The 15,040-nt window shown below is 38.8% G+C and carries 15 protein-coding genes and 3 pseudogenes; 5 read left to right on the top strand and 13 right to left on the bottom strand.

What is annotated here, in order from left to right; genetic code table 11:
- Positions 1–2: 2 nt before the first annotated feature.
- From EL215_RS00895 to EL215_RS00920, 6 genes and pseudogenes are all read right to left on the bottom strand, one after another.
- Positions 3–1,043 (bottom strand): FAD:protein FMN transferase, encoded by a 1,041-nt coding sequence (locus tag EL215_RS00895; protein ID WP_126469588.1) that lies wholly within the window; start codon positions 1,041–1,043, stop codon positions 3–5.
- Positions 1,044–1,175: 132 nt separating this feature from the next.
- Entirely contained in the window at positions 1,176–2,411 is a 1,236-nt protein-coding gene (nqrF, locus tag EL215_RS00900; RefSeq protein ID WP_126469590.1) for an NADH:ubiquinone reductase (Na(+)-transporting) subunit F, read from the bottom strand.
- A gap of 10 nt (positions 2,412–2,421) precedes the next feature.
- On the bottom strand, positions 2,422–3,018 hold the full coding sequence (gene nqrE, locus EL215_RS00905) for an NADH:ubiquinone reductase (Na(+)-transporting) subunit E (RefSeq protein ID WP_049367352.1): 597 nt from the start codon (positions 3,016–3,018) through the stop codon (positions 2,422–2,424).
- 3 nt (positions 3,019–3,021) lie between these two features.
- Entirely contained in the window at positions 3,022–3,651 is a 630-nt protein-coding gene (locus tag EL215_RS00910) for an NADH:ubiquinone reductase (Na(+)-transporting) subunit D (RefSeq protein WP_005695375.1), read from the bottom strand.
- A complete protein-coding gene (locus EL215_RS00915; protein WP_126469592.1) occupies positions 3,651–4,442 on the bottom strand; it encodes a Na(+)-translocating NADH-quinone reductase subunit C in 792 nt (263 codons plus the stop codon). The genes EL215_RS00910 and EL215_RS00915 overlap by 1 nt, the downstream gene beginning before the upstream one ends.
- Positions 4,435–4,956, bottom strand: a pseudogene (locus EL215_RS00920) (RnfABCDGE type electron transport complex subunit D); the annotation flags it as partial. The pseudogene EL215_RS00920 and the gene EL215_RS00915, both read right to left, overlap by 8 nt.
- Positions 4,957–4,986: 30 nt before the next feature.
- Here EL215_RS00920 and EL215_RS10345 point away from each other — a divergent pair.
- A pseudogene (locus tag EL215_RS10345) lies at positions 4,987–5,313 on the top strand (transposase); the annotation flags it as partial.
- Positions 5,314–5,539: 226 nt separating this feature from the next.
- Here the strand turns inward: EL215_RS10345 and nadN are convergent.
- Both nadN and EL215_RS00930 read right to left on the bottom strand, forming a co-directional pair.
- Positions 5,540–7,351 (bottom strand): NAD nucleotidase, encoded by a 1,812-nt coding sequence (gene nadN / locus EL215_RS00925; protein ID WP_049357781.1) that lies wholly within the window; start codon positions 7,349–7,351, stop codon positions 5,540–5,542.
- A 24-nt stretch (positions 7,352–7,375) separates the two neighbouring features.
- Positions 7,376–8,155, bottom strand: a complete 780-nt coding sequence (locus EL215_RS00930) for a hypothetical protein (protein ID WP_032827502.1) — start codon at positions 8,153–8,155, stop codon at positions 7,376–7,378.
- A 310-nt stretch (positions 8,156–8,465) separates the two neighbouring features.
- Here EL215_RS00930 and rpsP point away from each other — a divergent pair, with 310 nt between their 5' ends.
- The 4 genes and pseudogenes from rpsP to rplS all read left to right on the top strand — a co-directional run bounded on the left by rpsP (position 8,466) and on the right by rplS (position 10,447).
- Entirely contained in the window at positions 8,466–8,711 is a 246-nt protein-coding gene (rpsP, locus tag EL215_RS00935; protein WP_126469596.1) for a 30S ribosomal protein S16, read from the top strand.
- Positions 8,712–8,754: 43 nt separating this feature from the next.
- Positions 8,755–9,282 carry a ribosome maturation factor RimM gene (gene rimM / locus EL215_RS00940; protein WP_126469574.1) on the top strand — a complete coding sequence of 176 codons (528 nt, stop codon included), beginning with the start codon at positions 8,755–8,757 and terminating at the stop codon, positions 9,280–9,282.
- Positions 9,283–9,319: 37 nt separating this feature from the next.
- Positions 9,320–10,060 (top strand): annotated as a pseudogene (gene trmD / locus EL215_RS00945) (tRNA (guanosine(37)-N1)-methyltransferase TrmD).
- Positions 10,061–10,096: 36 nt separating this feature from the next.
- Positions 10,097–10,447: a 50S ribosomal protein L19 gene (rplS, locus tag EL215_RS00950; RefSeq protein ID WP_049358025.1), complete on the top strand. Its 351-nt coding sequence runs from the start codon at positions 10,097–10,099 to the stop codon at positions 10,445–10,447.
- A 45-nt stretch (positions 10,448–10,492) separates the two neighbouring features.
- Here the strand turns inward: rplS and mnmA are convergent, their stop codons facing one another.
- From mnmA to nqrE (EL215_RS00975), 5 genes are all read right to left on the bottom strand, one after another.
- Positions 10,493–11,647, bottom strand: a complete 1,155-nt coding sequence (mnmA, locus tag EL215_RS00955; protein ID WP_005695381.1) for a tRNA 2-thiouridine(34) synthase MnmA — start codon at positions 11,645–11,647, stop codon at positions 10,493–10,495.
- Positions 11,648–11,747: 100 nt separating this feature from the next.
- A complete protein-coding gene (nqrM, locus tag EL215_RS00960; RefSeq protein ID WP_049362637.1) occupies positions 11,748–12,008 on the bottom strand; it encodes a (Na+)-NQR maturation NqrM in 261 nt (86 codons plus the stop codon).
- 2 nt (positions 12,009–12,010) lie between these two features.
- Positions 12,011–13,051 (bottom strand): FAD:protein FMN transferase, encoded by a 1,041-nt coding sequence (locus EL215_RS00965; protein ID WP_005695379.1) that lies wholly within the window; start codon positions 13,049–13,051, stop codon positions 12,011–12,013.
- Positions 13,052–13,195: 144 nt separating this feature from the next.
- Positions 13,196–14,431 (bottom strand): NADH:ubiquinone reductase (Na(+)-transporting) subunit F, encoded by a 1,236-nt coding sequence (nqrF, locus tag EL215_RS00970; RefSeq protein WP_126469590.1) that lies wholly within the window; start codon positions 14,429–14,431, stop codon positions 13,196–13,198.
- Between the two features lie 10 nt (positions 14,432–14,441).
- Positions 14,442–15,038 carry an NADH:ubiquinone reductase (Na(+)-transporting) subunit E gene (gene nqrE / locus EL215_RS00975; protein ID WP_049358021.1) on the bottom strand — a complete coding sequence of 199 codons (597 nt, stop codon included), beginning with the start codon at positions 15,036–15,038 and terminating at the stop codon, positions 14,442–14,444.
- Between the last annotated feature and the right edge of the window lie 2 nt (positions 15,039–15,040).

The following is a 15,040-nucleotide window of genomic DNA, read 5'->3' on the forward strand; positions in this document are numbered from 1 at the left end:
GATTATTCCTTATTTGCGAGTAATTTTTGGAAGGCTGACGACATTTTTGTTTCAAAGCCTTTTTCTGTTTTCATAATTAAATACACTGGAATATTTTCTTTCTCGGCCACTTCAAGTGCCTTATTTTCACCGAGTACAAATAAACCTGTAGATAAGCCATCAGCAGTCATCGAACTTGGTGCAAGCACGGTAATTGAGGCTAAATGATGCTGAATTGGATAACCTGTTTTCGGATCGATTTCATGAGCAAAGCGTTGACCGTTTTCCTCAAAATAAATACGGTAATCTCCTGAGGTCGCCATCGCCATATTATTTAACCCAATCACTTCTTGGACTGCTCTTTCACCCGTATTATTAGGTTTTTCAATAGCGATTTGCCAGGCTTTATTCTCAGGATTTTTACCTTTAGTGCGAATTTCTCCGCCAATTTCCACCATATAATTTTGCACGTGGCGTTGCTCTAATACATCTGCCACTTGATCCACGCCAAAGCCCTTAGCAATAGATGACAAATCAATATAAACCTGCGGTACTGCTTTACTTAATGTTGGGGTTTTACCGCTCATATCAAGGTGAATTTTATCAATTCCTACCCAACTTTGACGTTCAGCAAGTTGCTCTGGGGTTGGTTTACGTTCTGGACGTTTTTCTGGGCCAAATCCCCATAAATTCACTACAGGCCCTACAGTCACATCCAACGAACCTTCAGTAACCTGATTTAAACGGATCGCTTCTTGTAATACTTTGGCAAAATCAGCGGAAATCTCAATCGGCGTATTCACTTGTGTATTTTGATTAAAGCGACTTAGTTCGGGATCGTTAATGTAAGTAGACATTTTCTGATTCACGTCTTTTAAAACCACTTCAATCTGTTCATGTGTTTTTTGTGCGTTTTCGCTAACAGAATTATCCTCAATATAGCGGATATGGTAAGTCGTCCCCATGGTTTTACCGCTAAGTGAAATAATTTCGGGATCTTTCTTACATGCACTTAATGAACAAGCTAAGACAACCGCAATCAATCCGATTAATACCTTTTTCATCTATTCCTTCCTAAATATATGAATTACAGGCAAACCGATCCTAACATCAGCTTGCCTGTAATCCATCTTAAATATTGACCGCACTTCATCACAAAGTGCGGTCAGTTTTGATGATGTTTTGATTAACTAAAATCAACCACCGAAGTCATCTAGTAAGATGTTTTCATCTTCAACACCGAGGTCTTTCAACATTTTGATTACCGCAGCGTTCATCACCGGAGGTCCACACATGTAGTATTCACAATCTTCTGGTGCTTCATGATTTTTCAAGTAGTTTTCATAAAGTACGTTGTGAATAAAGCCGGTGTAACCTGTCCAGTTATCTTCTGGCAATGCATCGGAAAGTGCTACATGCCATACGAAGTTTGGATTTTCGGCTTGTAATTGGTCAAAGTCTTCTTGATAGAAGATTTCGCGTTTAGAACGTGCACCATACCAGAATGACATTTTACGTTTAGAGTGTAAACGTTTTAATTGGTCAAAGATATGAGAACGCATTGGTGCCATACCCGCACCACCACCGATGAAGACCATTTCATTATCGGTTTCTTTCGCAAAGAATTCACCGAATGGACCAGAAATTGTCACTTTATCACCTGGTTTTAATGACCAAATGTAAGAAGACATTTGACCTGGAGGTGCATCAGGTTGACGTGGTGGAGGCGTTGCAATACGCACGTTAAGCATAATGATGCCTTTTTCTTCTGGGTATGAAGCCATAGAATAAGCACGGATAATATGCTCATCCACTTTAGACACATAACGCCATAAATCGTATTTATCCCAGTCTTCGTGGTATTCTTCTGGAATATCGAAATCTTTATAGTAAACCGTATGTGGATTAGCTTCGATTTGGATATAACCACCCGCACGGAAAGGAACTTCTTCACCTTCAGGAATCGCTAATTTAAGCTCTTTAATAAAGGTTGCTTTGTTATCATTAGAAATAACCGTACATTCCCATTTTTTCACACCGAAGATTTCTTCTGGCAATTCAACATCCATACTGCCTTTTACATTGACTTGGCAAGCTAAACGATAACCTTCTTTCGCTTCACGTTTGCTGATATGAGAAAGTTCGGTTGGTAAAATTTCACCACCACCGCTTTTTACTTTGACGACACATTGGCCACAAGAACCGCCGCCACCACACGCAGAAGAAACGAAGATACCTTTACTTGCTAAAGCACCAAGTAATTTGCCACCAGCTGGTAAAGTGATCGCTTTTTCAGGATCGTCATTAATAGAAATGGTGATATCACCAGAATCCACTAATTTTGATTTAGCGAATAAAATAATCGCAACGAGCACTAAAAGGATAACCGTAAATGCCGCAACACCTAATAATAAAATTGAAGATTCGCTCATTTATGCCTCCTTATAACTGAATACCAGAGAATGACATAAAGCCAAGCGCCATCAAGCCTGCAGTGATAAAGGTAATCCCTAATCCTTTTAAGCCTGCCGGTACATCGGCATATTTCATTTTCTCAGTTAAACCTGCAAGCGCAACGATTGCTAACATCCAACCTAACCCTGCACCCACACCATAAACTGCAGATTCTGCAAAAGTGTATTCACGTTGTACAGCAAAAGATACACCACCGAAGATCGCACAGTTTACAGCGATAAGTGGAAGGAAAATACCTAATGCGTTATAAAGTGCTGGGAAGAATTTATCTAAAGTCATTTCAAGTAATTGAACAAGACCCGCGATAATCCCGATAAAGGTAATAAAGTTTAAAAACTCAAGGCTTACACCTTCTACCAATGCGCCATCTTTTAATACATGTTCGTATACAAATTGGTTAGCCGGTACCGCAATACCAAGTACGACAACTACTGCAACGCCAAGGCCAAAAGCCGTAGAAACTTTCTTAGAAACAGCAAGGAAAGTACACATCCCTAAGAAGAAAGAGAGCGCCATGTTTTCAATGAAGATCGCCTTCACGAATAGGCTAATATAATGTTCCATTGATTATTTCTCCTGCTGCTCAGGTTTCCACGTTCTTAAACCCCAAATAACGAAGCCGATAATAAAGAACGCACTTGGTGCAAGAAGGAATAAACCGTTTGGTTGATACCAACCACCGTCTTGAATAGTTTGGAATACAGGGAAACCAAATAAACGACCAGAACCGATTAGTTCACGTAATGTGGCAACAATTAATAAGATCGCACCATAACCTAAACCGTTACCGATACCATCAACAAAGCTTTCTAGCGGAGGTGATTTCATCGCGAACGCCTCTGCACGGCCCATTACGATACAGTTTGTAATGATAAGACCGACGAATACAGAGAGCTGTTTAGATAAACCATAAGCATAAGCTTTTAATACTTGGTCAACCAAGATTACTAAAGACGCGATAATCGCCAGTTGCACAATAATACGGATACTATTTGGAATATAGTTACGAATCAATGAAATGAACAAGCTGGAAAAACCGGTTACCAAACTTACCGCAATCGCCATAACGATCGCTGTTTGTAATTGGGTTGTTACCGCTAATGCAGAACAGATACCCAAAATTTGCAAGGCAATCGGGTTATTTTTAACAATAGGATCGAATAAAAGACCTTTTAAATTTACTTTTGCATCAGCCATTATTTGATTTCTCCTGCTTTAAATTTCGCTAAGAATGGACCAAAGCCATTTTGGCTGAACCAATAATCAAATGAACCTTGAACACCGTTACTGGTTAAAGTTGCACCTGATAAACCATCTACACCGTGCTCTTTATCTGCAGCAGAGCTACCTTTGTAGATTTTGAATTTTTGGTTACCTTGTTCATCGAATAATTTTTTATCCACGAATTGAGCTTGCCAACGAGGATTCGCAATTTCACCACCAAGACCGGCTGTTTCACCTTGATCATAGTAAGTAATACCTTTGATGGTATTCACATCTGGTGCAACAGAAACAAAACCATACATGGTTGACCATAAACCACGGCCATACATTGGTAATACAACTTGGGTTACATTGCCTTGTTCATCTTTTACAAGATAAACACGCGCTTGGTTTGCACGAACCTTAATTCCTGCTTTATCAGCCTCAGCTGGGATAGCTTGGCTTTTAGCTGGATCTTTAACGGCATCTTTAGGTTCAAATTTATTAATTTCTTCTGCTGAAGCTTGAACGTAATCACCACTTTGCAAATCCACTAAACGTGGTTCAATAAATTTGCTGTAAGTGTCTTTAATTACTGATGCATTATCTTCTTTCATTAAGCCAGCAACAGTTAAAATGTTACGTTGAACGTCGAGTGCTTTTTGTTCATCTTGTTTGGATTTTAATGCTACTGCAGCACCAGAAACCACAATAGAACACACTAAACTTAGCAACACAACAACGGTAACTGTACCGCTAACGCTATCTTTATTAAATTTAGCCATTTGTTCTTGCTCTCCGACGTTTGATATTTGCTTGAACCACGATGTAGTCGAAAATTGGTGCAAATAAGTTTGCAAATAAAATCGCTAACATCATCCCTTCTGGATAAGCTGGGTTCACTGTACGAATTAATACAGCCATCACGCCAATTAACGCACCGTACCACCATTTACCCGTGTTGGTAAATGAAGCTGATACAGGATCTGTAGCCATGAAGATCATACCAAGTGCAAAACCACCTAATACAAAGTGCCAATGCCAAGGCATTGAGAACATTTGGTTAGAATCAGAACCGATTAAGTTGAATAAGGTTGCTGTACCAATCATACCAATCATGACACCAGCCATAATGCGCCAAGAAGCAATACGGGTGAATACAATTAATGCACCACCGATTAATAACGCAAGCGTTGAAACCTCACCCATTGAACCAGGAATATTACCGATGAATGCATCCATCCAAGTAATAGGTTGACCGGTTACAGTGTGTTGTAATGCTGCTTGACCACCTTGATTCCTCGACATAACGCTTTCAGCCCCCCCAAAAAAGCCGTCGGGCTTGATGCTGGCTATTTTACCGTCCCTATCACAGAAAGCTTGGCTCGCCGAGAGGTTATTAGTGTATTTGATTATCGTCGCCCGACAAAAATAAAAAGCCGAAAGGCTGATTACCTGACACACTTATCAAGCTACGATAGAAAACGCCAATGCAGTTAAGTCATCGGAGCAAGGGAAAAACTCTACAAACGTCTAGCAAAAATGGTTGAGCATAACTTTACGGAAGCAGAACAACACCATAGACATAGTTATGCCCATTACAGAGGTTCGTCGAAAGTACACATGCAAGCACAAAATATCAAGAAAATGCCCTTGTGCTAGGGCTTTTTACGCTTTTTATAATTCAGACTTTATTAATATGAGGTAATGGTAAAAACTCTACGAAACTGACTGCTTGAATGGCAATCTAAAGTGAAATGTAATAGAAAGAGATAAAACGACAAAAAATAAACCCACCTTTACCAGATGGTCTATAAAGTGGGTTTGCCTGAGGTATAAAATCGAGTGTTAAATACGCGCTATTTTCAATATATTTTAGCTTTTATTTTTTAGGTAACGCATCACTAGAAGCATTAAATTTCACATTTGATGAAGTGTAAGCCTCAAAGTGCGGATGTTTTTTCATAAATTTAATGAAACTTTCCGCATCAGGCAAGTAAGTATCAACGCCTTCATATTTCGGATCGTTAAATAATTTACCAAAAGTTTTGTAACCATCTTTACCGCTAGCTACATAAGCATTAGTACCAACGAGATAACGTTTATTATCATCAATTGGTTCCCATTGTTGGGTTTGTTTATTCAATACTTCCACGCTGACTAAACGTTTACCTTCCGCATTTGGTATTTCATTCGCTTCGTAACGAATGCCCGCGCCATAAGGGAATGCCCCTGTAGAACCATCAACTAAAGCAAATTGCATCGCATCTTCAAGCACTTGTTTCACTAACGAACCTTCCATTTTATAGGTATATAACGTATTCCCGAAAGGTAAGAAAGTATAAGCATCATTAAAGGTTACATTGCCTGGTAAAATATCCGCACGAACACCGCCTGCATTTTGAATGGTTAAATCCACTGTTTTGAGTTCGTTATACATTGTTTCTGCAATAAAACGCGTTGCAATAGAACCTTCTGGATTTGAGCCTGCTTTATTTGGGATACGATTTGCTGAACCACCCGGCATTGCAGAACCGGTGATGACGCCAACAATTTCTTGTGCTAAACGATCTTTTTCACTTTTATATTTTGAAATAAGCATGTCTGTTTTTGCATCATGATCATCAAGTGAAATACTCTTCATTGATTTTAAAGTATCAAGCGCTTTTTTACGTTCATCGCCTGTTAATTCAGTCCATTTACCTTCCGCATTTTTCACTTGAAGTTTATGAGAACTCATTAACACATGAGGAATTTTACGAGTAATAGACGCAATACCTTCAGGGCTGAATTTAACACCTAAGTCACCCACCACAGCAGAATAAGCCCAACCTTCCATTACAAATACAGGTTCACCATTCGGATTTTTAAATTCAAGTGGATATTCATAGATTACTGGCAATTTTAAACCACGTAATTCATCATTTCCGTATAAATAATGTGAATCGCCAGTAACGATCACATCAATATCATTTACTTTTTGAGCGATTTCGATATTTTTTTCACTTCCTGCATGTGAAAGTAAGATGATTTTATTAATACCTTGTTGTTTTAGCGCATTTGCCATAATTTGCGCAGTAGCAATTTCATCATAGAACTTCACATCTTTACCTGGTGAAGAGGAATTAACCGTTTTATTCACGGTATCTAAACCGATAATAGCAATTTTTTCTCCATCCACAGTGAAAATATCGTAAGGTTTCCATTTGTTATATAAAATTGAATTTTTATCAGGAATAACATTGGCTGAAAGTACTGGGATTTTTAATGGCTCGAGTAGTTTTAATAAACCTTCATTACCCGCATCAAATTCATGGTTACCCAAAGTAAAATAATGGAAATTACCAGCATTCATGACAGCCGCATCAGCAGAACCACCAAAAAGGGTGAAATACAGCGTACCGGTAATCGCATCACCTGCATGTAGCACTAATGGATTTTTATACTTTTTACGTAACTCATAAAGTTTCCCATTCACAGCAGAAAAACCACCAATATCAACCTTTGTTTGTTGACCATTTAAATTAATTCTCGCTTCGTGCGGTTCCAAGTAAGAATGGTGGTCGTTAATATGTAAGATACTTAACTCCACAGCTTTATGTGCTTGCGGCGCTTCTTTAGCAAAGGCTGCACCTGAGCAAAGCATTGCTAACGCACTAACTGCAAAGGTAACTGATTTTTTAGATAAAAACATAATGGCTCCTTGTGAGTAAACGGATTAATTTAAGCCTTCAAGCATTGCTTGGAAAGTCTTATAACGAATAGCATAGTTATTGTGTTGAAGATTTTCACGTGCTTGATCCAAATACGAAAAATCATCAACCTCCACCCCTTTAAATTGGCGAGCAAACATCATATTGGCTAGAGCGAGGCGGGGCTTAATTTCAGAAGAAGGGGTTATCAAACTCACTCGATTCTCAGTAATAGAAAAAGTTGTTTGATTAGGAAAATCTTGACGCATCTGTTCAATAATTTTTTGAAATATGCCTTTAGCATCCAAAGACAATAATATAATTTGATCTGGTTTGGCTCCCCGTTCTATTAAAGCCTGAACAAATTGCTCCGAATTATCTGTTTGACGAATATAAATTTTTGCCTGCTCATTCGCTAAAAAAGACACCAGTAAGTTTTTCTTCATTTCCTGAATTAAATTAGCATCGCCAGTATTTATCGGTTCAAAGTATAAATAATCAAGAAATTTAGGGGTGAGATTTTTATCTGTTTTAAAAATGCGAGTGAGGATTTTTTCGCTTATTTGGATCTGATTATCAAGAAATTGGGGAGGTAAAGAAAAAAGTGCGGTGAGTTTTTTCTGTAAAATAGAAATTTGTTGCTTTTCTTGTTTAGCTAAAGCGATTGAAAATTGTTGCTTTAAAGCCTCAGCGGACTCAGTAGATATTGATTGGTGAGAAGACGAAGGAGGACTCGCTATCACAGATTGTTGAATGCCAATACATGACGCTAATCCAAGTAACACAGAATGAAAACTGATTTTCATAATAAACCTCATTTAACTGATATTTTATCAATATAAAATACCGCTTAACGCGTAAACTTGACCTAAAACTATTTGAGAGTTTCTTAGATTATACGTAAAACAAAATTGCATGTGAATGATAATGTTTACTTTTTCAAGAGAATATAACGTACTTATTAGAATGCTCATCCAAAACTTGCAATTTTGCTCAAAAAGTATAAAACTCGCAGGCTTTTTGTCTATATATACAGAGAAAAAAGTAAGCTATATTCTTAAATCGCTTTCGAGTTTAGGAATATTCTTTTAGTCATTAAACATTTAGAGGAAGGTTATGGTAACCATTCGTTTATCTCGTGGCGGAGCTAAAAAATGCCCATTTTATCAAATCGTAGTAACTGACAGCCGTTCACCACGTGACGGTCGTTTCATTGAGCGTGTAGGTTTCTTCAATCCAATCGCACAAGGTAACGCAGAGCGTCTTCGTGTTGATCTTGAGCGTGTAAACCACTGGGTTGCTCAAGGTGCTTCACTTTCAGACCGTGTTGCAACTTTGGTAAAAGAAGCTCAAAAAGCATAATCTCGCTTTTTGATTTAGTTCTTAAACTAAGATAGGTGAAAATATGGAACAACAACGTATTGAAGTTGTGGGCAAATTAGGCTCAACCTACGGTATTCGTGGGTGGTTACGTATTTATTCATCAACAGAACAAGCTGAAAGTATTTTTGATTATCAACCTTGGTTTTTAAAAATCAAAGGTGAATGGCAGCCTGCAGAATTAGAAAATTGGCGTCATCATAATCACGAAATCATCGTTAAATTAAAAGGCGTTGATGACCGTGAAGCCGCACAAATTTTAGCAAATGTTGAAATTGGTGTGGATTTATCTATATTCCCAGAACTGGAAGAAGGGGATTATTACTGGCACGATTTAATTGGTTGTTCAGTCGTAAACTTAGAAGGTTATACAATGGGAACGGTAACAGAGATGATGGAAACCGGTTCTAATGATGTGTTAGTGGTGAAAGCCAATACCAAAGATGCTTTTGGAAAACAAGAGCGGTTAATTCCGTTCTTGTATGAACAAGTAGTTAAAAGAGTCGATCTCACCACGAAAACAATTGAAGTGGATTGGGACGCTGGTTTCTAATCTCAAGTATGCACAAACGTAATGTAGTAGGCTTTTTATGTGGATAGGGGTGATTTCATTATTCCCCGAAATGTTTAAAGCGATTACGGAATTTGGGGTTACAGGTAGAGCTGTAAAACATAATCTTCTGCAAGTGGAATGTTGGAATCCAAGAGATTTTACATTCGACAAGCATAAAACTGTGGATGACCGTCCTTATGGTGGTGGCCCGGGAATGCTGATGATGGTGCAACCTTTACGGGATGCGATTCATGCTGCGAAAGCAGCGGCAGGAGAAGGCGCAAAGGTGATTTACCTTTCGCCACAAGGACGTAAACTCGATCAAGGTGGCGTAACCGAGCTTGCTCAAAATCAGAAATTGATTTTGGTATGTGGACGTTACGAAGGTATTGATGAACGGTTGATTCAAACTGAAATTGATGAAGAATGGTCAATTGGTGATTACGTTCTAACAGGTGGGGAATTGCCGGCAATGACATTAATTGATGCTGTTGCGCGTTTTATTCCCGGTGTATTAGGCAAACAAGCCTCCGCAGAAGAAGATTCTTTTGCAGACGGTTTATTAGATTGCCCGCATTACACCAGACCGGAAGTGTTAGAAGGATTAACTGTGCCATCCGTGCTGATGTCGGGACATCACGAAGAAATTCGGAAATAGCGATTAAAACAATCGCTACAAAGAACGTGGCTCCGACGCCCTGAGCTCTTAGAAGGCCTAGCTCTGACTGACGAACAACGTAAACTGTTAAAAGAGGCGCAAGCCGAGCATAACAGTTAGTTTCAGTTACATCTAGGATCAATAAAGGATCAAACAATGTCTAACATTATCAAACAACTTGAACAAGAACAATTAAAACAAAACGTACCTAGCTTCCGCCCAGGTGATACTTTAGAAGTTAAAGTATGGGTAGTTGAAGGTAGCAAACGTCGTTTGCAAGCATTCGAAGGCGTGGTTATTGCAATTCGTAACCGTGGCTTGCACTCAGCATTTACTTTACGTAAAGTATCTAACGGTGTAGGTGTTGAGCGTGTATTCCAAACTCACTCACCAGTTGTAGATTCAATCACTGTTAAACGTAAAGGTGCAGTACGTAAAGCTAAACTTTACTACTTACGTGAACGTTCAGGTAAATCTGCTCGTATTAAAGAGCGTTTGGGCGAATAATTTCGCAAAGAAAAAGGCTTGGGATCCCAAGCCTTTTTTGTTAGGTTATTTAATCCGTTCTTCGATAATCCCACCGCCCAAACAAATTTCACCAAGGTAAAATACGGCAGATTGTCCTGGTGTGACGGCTGATTGAGGTTCATCGAAAATCACTCGAATAGTTTCATCATCAATCGGTTCAATCACACAAGGAATATCTTGTTGGCGATAACGTGTTTTAACCGTGCAACGTACTAATTCACGAATTGGCTCGCGATCAACCCAATGTAATTGGCTAGCAATCAAACCTTTTGAAAATAAACGAGGATGGTCATGCCCCTGAGCGACAATAAGCTCATTATTTTCAACATCCTTATCTACCACATACCAAGCCTCATCACCCGCATTTTTTAAACCACCAATGCCTAACCCTTTACGCTGTCCCAACGTGTGATACATCAAACCATCATGGCGACCAATAATTTCACCATCAACAGTACGAATATCACCAGGTTGAGCCGGTAAGTAACGAGCTAAGAAATCCTTAAATTTACGCTCACCAATAAAACAAATACCGGTAGAGTCTTTTTTCTTCGCCGTAATTAAGCCAAGCTCTTCAGCAATAGCGCGAACAATGGGCTTCTCAATTTCACCAACGGGGAATAAACTTTGTCCCACTTGTTTATGGCTTAAGGTATAAAGAAAATAACTTTGATCTTTATTAGCATCTAAACCACGTAATAATTTTGCATTTTCATCATCACCAGCCCTACGTACATAATGCCCTGTTGCAATGTAATGAGCACCAAGATCTTCAGCTGCATATTCTAAAAATGCTTTAAATTTAATTTCTTTATTACACAAAATATCTGGGTTCGGCGTGCGCCCTGCTTTATATTCAGTTAAAAAATGCTCAAATACATTATCCCAATATTCTGCAGCAAAATTAATTTTATGTAGTTTAATCCCCAACTTATCACATACAGCCTGAGCATCTGCAAGATCAGCTGCTGCAGTGCAGTAATCCGTATCATCATCTTCTTCCCAGTTTTTCATAAACAGGCCTTCCACCTGATAGCCTTGCTGTTGAAGAATAAAAGCTGACACAGAAGAATCCACTCCGCCAGACATACCACAAATGACTTTTTTTGTCGCATTTCTCGCAAGCTGTTCTTGCGTCAATTGAGGAAAGTATTGATTATAAGTATTTGAAATTAACATAGTTCTCCCGTAACTTCGGTTAAGACGAAGCACATTGGTCATTGAATGAGAAAACGGCAAAATAATTTTGCACATAAAGTGCGGTCATTTTTGATGCAAGTTATTTCACTTCATAAAATTGCGAATCATCGTCTTTCTTCGCAAATTTTTGCTCATATTCGGCTTTTGCTTGTTTATCGCCCGCATCTAATTTTGATTGAAGCGTGTCGCAAGGTTTATCACAATCACAAGCTTTGGCAATACCAAGGGTAGATAAACCACCGCAGCTGCCTTTTAAACTTTGTTTTTTGATAATAAATCCGATAGACATCAACAATATAATTGCGACGAAAGCGATTAAAGTAAAAAATAAAGTTTGCATAACTATTCTTTTGTTTCTGTTAATTTTTTGAAAGCAGAGGATGATTTTGTCACAAAACCATTATCTGTTTTAATGATTAAATAAACGGCAAGATTATTTTTCTCAGCCACTTCTAACGCCTTGTCTTCACCAAGCACAAATAACCCTGTTGATAAGCCATCTGCAGTCATTGAAGTTGGTGCAAGTACCGTAATTGAGGCTAAATGATGCTGAATTGGATAACCTGTTTTCGGATCAATTTCATGAGCAAAGCGTTTACCATTTTCTTCAAAGTAAATTCGATAATCGCCAGAACTTGCCATTCCCATATTGTCTAATCCAATGACAGCTTCAACCGCTCTTTCACCTGTTGTAGTTGGTTTTTCAATTGCGATCTGCCAAGGTTTGCCTTCAATATTTTTTCCTTTCGCACGAATTTCTCCGCCGATTTCAACCATGTAATTCTGAGCATTTAATTGTTCTAACTTTTCAGCGACCAGATCAACGCCAAAGCCTTTAGCAATCGAGGACAAATCGACATAAACTTGAGGAAGTGCTTTGCTTAATGTCGGTTTGGCAGCACTCATATCGAGGGCAATTTTATCAATACCAACCCAAGCTTGGCGTTCAGCTAATTGTTCTGGTGTAGGTTGTTTTTCTGGACGTTTTTCCGGGCCAAATCCCCATAAATTAACGACAGGGCCAACAGTTACATCCAATGCACCTTCAGTCACTTTATTTAAACGAATCGCTTCGGCCAATACTTTGGCAAAATCTGCTGAAATCTCAATCGGTGTATTCACTTGGGTATTTTGATTGAAACGACTCAATTCCGAATCTTTTTTGTAAGTGGACATTTTAGCGTTCACATCTTTTAAGATAGCTTCAATTTCTTCATGCGTCTTTTCAGATGTTGCTTTCATTGAGCCTTCATCAAGGTATTTAACATGATAAGTTGTTCCCATTGTTTTACCACTTAATGAGATAACTTTTGTTTCTTTTTCACAGGCTGCAAGACTTAATGCCATTGCCACCGCCACGATACCGCTTATTAATTTTTTCATCTGGATTTCCTAAATCTGTGAACTACTAGCAAACTAAACAAAATTTACCTGTAATCATAGAAAATTTTCTAAAAACACCTTAAATATTGACCGCACTTCATCACAAAGTGCGGTCAGTTTTGATGATGTTTTGATTAACTAAAATCAACCACCGAAGTCATCTAGTAAGATGTTTTCATCTTCAACACCGAGGTCTTTCAACATTTTGATTACCGCAGCGTTCATCACCGGAGGTCCACACATGTAGTATTCACAATCTTCTGGTGCTTCATGATTTTTCAAGTAGTTTTCATAAAGTACGTTGTGAATAAAGCCGGTGTAACCTGTCCAGTTATCTTCTGGCAATGCATCGGAAAGTGCTACATGCCATACGAAGTTTGGATTTTCGGCTTGTAATTGGTCAAAGTCTTCTTGATAGAAGATTTCGCGTTTAGAACGTGCACCATACCAGAATGACATTTTACGTTTAGAGTGTAAACGTTTTAATTGGTCAAAGATATGAGAACGCATTGGTGCCATACCCGCACCACCACCGATGAAGACCATTTCATTATCGGTTTCTTTCGCAAAGAATTCACCGAATGGACCAGAAATTGTCACTTTATCACCTGGTTTTAATGACCAAATGTAAGAAGACATTTGACCTGGAGGTGCATCAGGTTGACGTGGTGGAGGCGTTGCAATACGCACGTTAAGCATAATGATGCCTTTTTCTTCTGGGTATGAAGCCATAGAATAAGCACGGATAATATGCTCATCCACTTTAGACACATAACGCCATAAATCGTATTTATCCCAGTCTTCGTGGTATTCTTCTGGAATATCGAAATCTTTATAGTAAACCGTATGTGGATTAGCTTCGATTTGGATATAACCACCCGCACGGAAAGGAACTTCTTCACCTTCAGGAATCGCTAATTTAAGCTCTTTAATAAAGGTTGCTTTGTTATCATTAGAAATAACCGTACATTCCCATTTTTTCACACCGAAGATTTCTTCTGGCAATTCAACATCCATACTGCCTTTTACATTGACTTGGCAAGCTAAACGATAACCTTCTTTCGCTTCACGTTTGCTGATATGAGAAAGTTCGGTTGGTAAAATTTCACCACCACCGCTTTTTACTTTGACGACACATTGGCCACAAGAACCGCCGCCACCACACGCAGAAGAAACGAAGATACCTTTACTTGCTAAAGCACCAAGTAATTTACCACCAGCTGGTAAAGTAATCGCTTTTTCAGGATCGTCATTAATAGAAATGGTGATATCACCAGAATCTACTAATTTTGATTTAGCGAATAAAATAATCGCAACGAGCACTAAAAGGATAACCGTAAATGCCGCAACACCTAATAATAAAATTGAAGATTCGCTCATTTATGCCTCCTTATAACTGAATACCAGAGAATGACATAAAGCCAAGCGCCATCAAGCCTGCAGTGATAAAGGTAATCCCTAATCCTTTTAAGCCTGCCGGTACATCGGCATATTTCATTTTCTCAGTTAAGCCTGCAAGCGCAACGATTGCTAACATCCAACCTACACCCGCACCGATACCATAAACTGCCGCTTCAGCGAAGTTGTATTCACGTTGCACGGCAAAAGATACACCACCGAAGATCGCACAGTTTACGGCGATAAGTGGAAGGAAGATACCTAATGCGTTATAAAGTGCAGGGAAGAATTTATCTAAAGTCATTTCAAGTAATTGAACAAGACCTGCGATAATCCCGATAAAGGTAATGAAGTTTAAGAACTCAAGGCTCACACCTTCTACCAATGCGCCATCTTTTAATACGTGTTCGTATACAAATTGGTTAGCCGGTACCGCAATACCAAGTACGACAACTACTGCAACGCCAAGGCCAAAAGCCGTGGAAACTTTCTTAGAAACCGCAAGGAAAGTACACATTCCTAAAAAGAAAGAGAGCGCCATGTTTTCAATGAAGATCGCCTTCACGAATAGGCTAATATAATGTTCCATTG

Source organism: Haemophilus parainfluenzae, assembly GCF_900638025.1.
Classification (GTDB): domain Bacteria; phylum Pseudomonadota; class Gammaproteobacteria; order Enterobacterales; family Pasteurellaceae; genus Haemophilus_D; species Haemophilus_D parainfluenzae_J.